A 1,558-nucleotide genomic window follows, 5' to 3' on the forward strand; every position below is an offset into this window, starting at 1 on the left:
GCTTTACCGGGGCCGGCCTAAACCTAACGCTTTTTAATATTCGGGAGCGGGATGCGGTCATCGATGGGATTAAACAAGTATGGGCGTCCCCTTTTTCAGATCGAAGCTACCGCTGGCGTCAGAAATACCTGAATAACCCGGAGAATGTTTATCCTTCTATCGTAGTTATCCCCGGGGTAGACAACGATTGTTCCGGGGTTATGATCACCAAAGGGGTAAGCTCTGGCAGGACGGATGAAATTACCGTAGCGATGAGCCGCGGAGTCGGCGGGGCTGTAGAAGGTCAGCTCGCTGAAACCTGGGCGATTCAAAAAAATGGCGGCCACGAACTCATCGCCCCTTCCCGGGAACTGTACTACAACAGCCTCAATCCGCAAGGGGGGACAAAGGTAATAGGGGCCTCCCTGGATGAGCCCATTATGGGACAGGCCCGGATTTCAAAAATCAATGCCTTCAGCAAGGAATTAATCAATACCATGGAAAGAAGGGGGATTGAAGGTCCTTATGATGTGGAACTCGGTTTTAAAGATGAGAAAATCTGGCTCTTCCAGGTGCGTCCTTTTGTGGAAAATAAAGGGGCCCTGAGTTCCGAATATCTGCAGTCCATCACCCCCGAAGTCAACCAGAAAAAATCCATTCGTTTAAATTCAACACTTTAATTATGATGAAAATATTTATTGTAGCTGCTTTACTGCTCGGAAGTTTTTTTATGGCGGATAGCGATTATCCCTATGACGGATTCGAACGTACCGGTATCAAGCGCCTTAAATGGGTGGAAGATGTACAGAGTGGCGAAATCAAATCGAACCGGCTTAGGCCCGGGGCATTTTACCCCCTGAGTTCCATTAAACTCAATCTTGTCGACCGGGGTTTTGATAAACGCGAGGATGGCTTACCTCAATTGGATGCAGGACTTCAGGCTAATGTTGACGGTCTTTTCAGGGGTTTAAACAAGAACTATTCCATGACCCTGCTCGATATGAGTCCGGGAAAACCCCTGAGATACGCAGAACACCGCCCCTCTGCCCAGTATCAGCCCGGTAGTGTAGGTAAGCTGGTGGTTCTCGCAGCCTTTTTTACTGGATTAAAACATGTATATCCCGATTCCTTTGAGAAGCGAATCGAGTTGCTGAAATCAAAACAAATCACCTCGGGGGAATGGGCCATACACGATCACCATACCGTACCGGTATACAATTTGGAAACCGGGAAGCAAGTCAAACGAAAGGTCACAAACAAGGATGTCTTTTCCCTTTTTGAATGGGTAGACCATATGGTTTCTGTAAGTAATAATGGGGCAGCCAGCGTCGTTTGGCGGGAAGCGTTGCTCATGCATATTTTTAAGGATAAGTATCCCGAGCTCACTTTTGATGAGAGCGAAGCTTATTTTAAAAGCCAGTCCAAATCCGACCTGTCGGAATTCGCCATAAATACGGTGAATCAACCTTTACGGGACCTGGGGATTACTGAAGACGAATGGCGTTTGGGAAAATTCTTTACACATGGTGCGGGGAGCTATATCCCCGGACGTGGCGGCAGTATCGGCACCCCCATAGGC

At 48.0% G+C, this 1,558-nt stretch carries 2 protein-coding genes; both read left to right on the forward strand.

The genetic code is table 11. The annotated features are described in order from the left end of the window. On the forward strand, positions 1–659 hold a 659-nt coding region (locus WBV75_RS14880; RefSeq protein ID WP_424121367.1), incomplete at its 5' end, for a PEP/pyruvate-binding domain-containing protein. Positions 660–661: 2 nt separating this feature from the next. Continuing rightward, the coding region (locus WBV75_RS14885) for a hypothetical protein (protein ID WP_424121368.1) at positions 662–1,558 on the forward strand (897 nt) is incomplete at its 3' end.

The sequence above is a fragment of the Robiginitalea sp. genome (assembly GCF_049588695.1).
GTDB lineage: Bacteria > Bacteroidota > Bacteroidia > Flavobacteriales > Flavobacteriaceae > Robiginitalea.